Annotated in this window: 5 protein-coding genes and 1 pseudogene; 4 read left to right on the top strand and 2 right to left on the bottom strand. The window is 39.7% G+C overall.

Annotated elements, in window-relative coordinates; translation table 11 throughout:
- Positions 1-257: pseudogene (locus tag PN447_RS12400) on the bottom strand (transposase family protein); the annotation flags it as partial.
- A 449-nt stretch (positions 258-706) separates the two neighbouring features.
- Between PN447_RS12400 and PN447_RS12405 the strand changes: the two are divergent.
- The 3 genes from PN447_RS12405 to PN447_RS12415 all read left to right on the top strand — a co-directional run bounded on the left by PN447_RS12405 (position 707) and on the right by PN447_RS12415 (position 3779).
- The gene (locus PN447_RS12405; RefSeq protein ID WP_271763351.1) at positions 707-1306 is read left to right on the top strand and encodes a nicotinate-nucleotide adenylyltransferase; all 600 of its coding nucleotides are present in this window, start codon (positions 707-709) and stop codon (positions 1304-1306) included.
- Entirely contained in the window at positions 1267-2013 is a 747-nt protein-coding gene (locus tag PN447_RS12410; RefSeq protein ID WP_271763352.1) for an NUDIX hydrolase, read from the top strand. The genes PN447_RS12405 and PN447_RS12410 overlap by 40 nt, the downstream gene beginning before the upstream one ends.
- Before the next feature lie 83 nt (positions 2014-2096).
- Positions 2097-3779: an NAD+ synthase gene (locus PN447_RS12415; protein ID WP_271763356.1), complete on the top strand. Its 1683-nt coding sequence runs from the start codon at positions 2097-2099 to the stop codon at positions 3777-3779.
- Here the strand turns inward: PN447_RS12415 and PN447_RS12420 are convergent.
- Positions 3776-4456, bottom strand: a complete 681-nt coding sequence (locus PN447_RS12420) for a tetratricopeptide repeat protein (protein WP_271763354.1) — start codon at positions 4454-4456, stop codon at positions 3776-3778. The genes PN447_RS12415 and PN447_RS12420 overlap by 4 nt on opposite strands.
- Positions 4457-4792: 336 nt before the next feature.
- Between PN447_RS12420 and PN447_RS12425 the strand changes: the two genes are divergently transcribed.
- Positions 4793-5125: a YbjQ family protein gene (locus PN447_RS12425; RefSeq protein WP_271763355.1), complete on the top strand. Its 333-nt coding sequence runs from the start codon at positions 4793-4795 to the stop codon at positions 5123-5125.
- Positions 5126-5560: the final 435 nt, after the last annotated feature.

The following is a 5560-nucleotide window of genomic DNA, read 5'->3' on the forward strand; positions in this document are numbered from 1 at the left end:
ACTAAAAACTTTCTTACACTTGTGACATTTAAATTGGCGACGATTTATTTTTAATAGAACTGGTTTTTTACTCCAAGGTAAATCATGGATCATCCGCCAGTGATTCTGATGTATACTATGAGTGGTCCACAGGATGGACAAGTCGAATGATTCACCCCTTTTTCTAGTGTTATAATTATTTCTCCCCCTTCAATTTCTTGAAAATCTAATACTTTCATATCGGGAAGATTCAAGATTTTCTCTACAGTAAATTTCATGGCGATCGCCTAAAAAAATATGATATTTATAATATATAATATAATATGTGTGATAATTAAAGTATGTTAGATATTGCTTAAATGCTTGTAGAGTATATATTACAGACATTGATATCACTCAATTATACTCATTAAAAGTTACTAGATTTCCCTAGTAGCCATAAAAATGCCGAAAGAACCAGAAAATTTTGGTAAAAAACACTATTACAAAAAGATAAATAATGGCAATTTATCAAATAATCGCCATGGTTAAATTTATGTTTAGAGGACTCATATAACTTTATGCCGGGCTGATTTGACATTATATATAGTAAAATCTACTATAACAAAGGGTAGGAGGTGGGAAAAATGCTTTAGTATGGCAACTGCTACGGAGGATTATAATCCTATAATGTATTAATTATGGCTATTTAAACGCAGGTGATAGGTAAATTACCCAGAGGTAAAATATGAAAGTTGCTTTGTTTGGTACTAGTGCAGATCCGCCGACGGCTGGACATCAAAACATTCTCAGATGGTTATCTGAGGGTTATGATTGGGTAGCAGTTTGGGCGGCTGATAATCCATTTAAGTGTCATAAAACACCTTTGGAACATCGGGCAACAATGCTACAATTGTTGATTGCGGATATCGATACCCCACGCAGCAATATTACTTTAGAACAGGATTTGAGTAGCTTTAGAACTCTGGAAACTGTGGAAAAAGCCCAGGCTCGCTGGGGTGATGATACTGAGTTTACATTGGTGATTGGTTCCGATTTATTACATCAGTTGCCGCGTTGGTATCGTATTCAAAATTTGTTGCAGCAAGTAGAACTATTAATTGTGGCTCGACCAGGATATGCCATAGATAAGTATAGCTTGGAACGGGTGAAAAATCTAGGCGGTCAAATTGCGATCGCTAGCTTAACTGGTATAGATGTTTCCTCCACCGCCTATCGTGAACATGGAGATACTCAAGCCCTGACTCCCCCAATTATCGCTTATATTCATCAACAGCATTTGTACAAATGCCAGGACGCAACCACAAAAAGATACCAAGTCTGCTAAATCAACAACCTTGGGCTGATTTTAAAGTTGGTGTTGATAACGTCATTTTTTCTGTAGATACCGCTCAAAATCGGCTGCTAGTGCTTTTAGTCATGCGACAGCAAGAACCATGTTTAAATTCCTGGAGTCTTCCGGGTACTTTAGTACGTAAAGGAGAATCCTTAGAAGATGCTGCTTATCGGATTATGGCAGAGAAAATTAGAGTAAATAATCTCTATTTAGAGCAGTTATACACCTTTGGCGGACCAAATCGCGACCCTAGAGAAACTACTAATGGTTATGGTGTACGTTATCTATCCGTGATTTACTTTGCCCTAGTCAGGTTTGAAGAGGCAGAACTAATTGCAGAGGAAGTTACTGGAATTGCTTGGTATCCAGTCAAAGAAGTACCGCAATTAGCCTTTGATCATAATCAAGTTTTGGCTTATGGACACAGACGCTTAAGAAATAAGTTAGAGTATAGTCCCGTAGCTTTTGACATTCTACCCGCCAGCTTCACCTTAAATGATTTGTATCAATTATACAGCACAGTTTTAGGGGACAATTTCGCCGACTATTCTAACTTTCGGGCGCGTTTACTCAAGTTAGGTTTTTTATCCGATACGGGAATTAAAGTATCACGGGGTGCTGGTCGTCCGGCTAGTTTATATAAATTTGATGCAGAGGCGTTTGCTCCTTTTAAAGATAAACCTTTAGTCTTTATTTAATAGCTTATCCTCATCTTTGTGCATCTGTGAGAAATTCGTTATATGGTGTACCTCACACAGGAAAAAATTGCTATATACCAACCATGAAAATTGCGATCGCTCAACTAAATCCTACTATTGGTGATTTGCCCACTAATGCTCAGAAAATTCTCGAAGCAGCCCAAAAAGCAGCCAATCAAGGTGCGCGTTTATTATTAACCCCAGAACTTTCCTTGTGTGGCTATCCCCCGCGAGATTTATTACTAAATCCTAGTTTTGTCAACGCTATGGCGATGACATTACAACAGCTAGCTACAGATTTACCGCCCAATTTATCTGTATTGGTAGGAACTGTTTCCCCAAATTTAAAAGCTGATAGCACTGGGGGAAAAAGTTTATTTAATAGCATCGCTTTGTTGACAGATGGCAAAGTAAAACAAGTTTTTCATAAGCGACTTTTACCCACCTATGATGTCTTTGATGAAAACCGCTATTTTGAACCAGGGCTACAAGCTAATTATTTCACACTAGATAATCTTGATATTGGTGTAACTATTTGTGAAGATTTATGGAACGATGAAGACTTTTTAGGAAAACGTAATTATGCTGTTAATCCTATTGCTGATTTAGCGATTTTGCGTGTAGATTTGATTGTCAATTTGTCAGCTTCACCCTATAGTGTCGGTAAACAGCAGTATCGAGAATCTATGCTAAATCATAGTGCGGTACGTTTTTCACAACCAATGATTTATACCAATCAAGTCGGGGGAAATGATGATTTAATTTTTGATGGTCGTAGTTTTGGTTTAAATCGTCAGGGTGAAATTGTCTGTCGTGCTTGTGGTTTTACCACTGATTTGGTCATAGTTGAATTTGATCAAGCCCGGGGAGATTTACAATTGAGTTCTGTGGCACCAGTATATCAGTCAGAAGAGGAGGAAATTTGGCATGCCTTGGTGTTGGGAGTGCGAGATTACGCCCAAAAGTGTCATTTTTCTAAAGTTTTGCTGGGTTTAAGTGGGGGAATTGATTCGGCATTAGTCGCCGCCATCGCCGCCGCAGCCGTCGGGAAGGAAAATGTCATCGGTGTACTGATGCCTTCTCCTTACAGTTCAGAGCATTCTGTAACTGATGCTTTGGCATTAGGGGAAAATTTGGGTATTCAAACTACTATCTTAAAAATAGGGGAATTAATGTCAGGGTTCGATGACACCTTGGCGGATTTGTTCGCTGGTACTGAATTTGGCATTGCTGAGGAAAATATCCAATCCCGGATTCGTGGTAATTTATTGATGGCGATCGCTAACAAGTTCGGTTATCTGTTATTATCTACCGGCAACAAGTCAGAAATGGCAGTGGGTTATTGCACCCTTTACGGTGATATGAATGGTGGCTTGGCTGTAATTGCTGATGTTCCCAAAACCCGTGTTTATTCACTGTGCCACTGGTTAAATAGTAATGGCGACATTATTCCCCACAATATTCTCATCAAACCACCCAGTGCTGAACTCAAACCCGGACAAGTTGATCAAGATTCTCTACCCCCCTACGAGATTTTAGATGACATCTTACAACGCTTCATCCATAACCACCAATCAGCAGCCCAAATTGTCGCCGCAGGCCATGACCGGTTCATTGTCAATCGAGTCATTCAAATGGTCGCCCGTGCTGAATTTAAACGCAGACAAGCACCCCCAGGATTAAAAATTACAGATCGTGCCTTTGGTACTGGTTGGCGAATGCCAATTGCTAGTAACTGGGGTGCTGTCGAAAAAGTTGTTAATTAACCCCCTAGGTCCCTCAACATCCCATTAATCCTATCAACTCCAGCGGTGTCATTTCGCCGTTGATACAAGTTACGGGCTGTCTGCAGTAATTGGTTGGCGCGGGCTGTATTTCTTCGCTGTTGATACATCTTAGCCATCAACTCATAAGTTTGGGGATTATTGGGGTCTAGTTTAATTGCTTGTTCGTAAGCCCAATTAGCAGCAGTAAAGTCTCCCAGACGAGATTGGGTGAAACCTAATCCCAAGTAAGCATTTAAATGGTTACGGTTGAGTTGGATAGCACGACGGTAAGACTCTTTCGCCCCATTAATGTCACCCAAGTTAACTTTAATGTAACCTATAGCGTAATGAAAATCGCTATTATTCGGGTTAATAGCGATCGCTCGACGATAGGAGGCTAGGGCTTCTGGAAATTTTCCTTGTTTAGCATACAGGTAGCCTATCCCAGAATGAATTCTGGCATTCTTTGGTTCTATCTGAGCCGCTTGTTGATAAATGGCGATCGCTCCATTATAGTCCTGGTCTCTTACCAGTTTCTGCCCTTCCTCAAACAGTCTCCTAACTTGGGAGTTATTGGTTTGCGCCATCAGTATTTGGCTCTGAGCCATGGAGGGGGTGCTAACGGTAGTCAGTCCTAAGCATAGAATACTAACTACAAGTGAAATGGGCTTGTACATAGTAAAATTCCGTAAATTATAGGGGAGGTTTTTTTGTACATTAAAACAAAAATTCTCAGTTTTGAGAACCACATTTATTTACTCTGGCCAAATTTAAATATCTGGTTAATTCAGATACTTTTTTACAGGACAAGACAGCCTGAGTTGATATTCAATATAAAGTATTCAGTATATCCTATCAATCAAGTATTTGGACAAAACGCCTAGTTTAATGAGTTTTTCTCATCGTAAATATAAGTTTTTTATTACCAATAATAGAATAACTAAGGGTATAAATGACGGACAATACACGACATACACCCGCCAAAGACTAATCTGCTATTACAGGGTTAATTTATGATTTTAACTACAACTGATGTGATTCAAGGTGCCATTATTGAATCATATTTAGGGATTGTCACCGCGGAAGTTGTCTACGGGAGTAATTTCATCCGCGATTTTTTTGCCAGCATTCGAGATATTATCGGTGGGCGTACTGCTAGTTATGAGCGACTATTTGAGCAGGGACAACGCAAAGCCATAGAAGAATTAGAAAAACGTGCACAGGGTTTAGGTGCAGATGCTGTAATTGGTATTCAATTTCATACTGGTACGATCAATATCAATGTTGAACAGACCGGGGTGATGCTGCTAATTACCGCCACAGGTACGGCTGTGAAAATACGTTAGTTTGTTAATATAGCATTTCCCATGCTCGTGAGGTACAATTTTTTTTAGTTTGAGGGAATAGGGAATAGGGAATAGGGAATAGGGAATAGGGAATTGGTGTGTACTTCATGAGCCTGAAAAAGGCTTTAGTCTTTTGTCCGGTGGCTAATGGGTAATAACAACAGATGAGATTACCCATTTTTGTGAGCATGACTAAAAGACCGCATCTGATTTCTGGGAGAAAGTCCTATGAAACCTCACGCCCATCGTCTCCCTATTAAGGAGGGAGAGAAAGAATCTTGTTGCTCGCTCCTTAGAGGATGTTTGTCAAGTCATGATTAGTGTATCAACTATTGTTTGACCCCACCCTCTCCTTGCAAGGGTAGGTTTTTAATATGATCTGTGAAGGCAAGACTAGGAAGACAAGGAAGGAAAGTGGACAAGGAAGATTTTATA

Source organism: Anabaena sp. CS-542/02 (assembly GCF_028331085.1).
GTDB classification, from domain to species: domain Bacteria; phylum Cyanobacteriota; class Cyanobacteriia; order Cyanobacteriales; family Nostocaceae; genus Anabaenopsis; species Anabaenopsis arnoldii.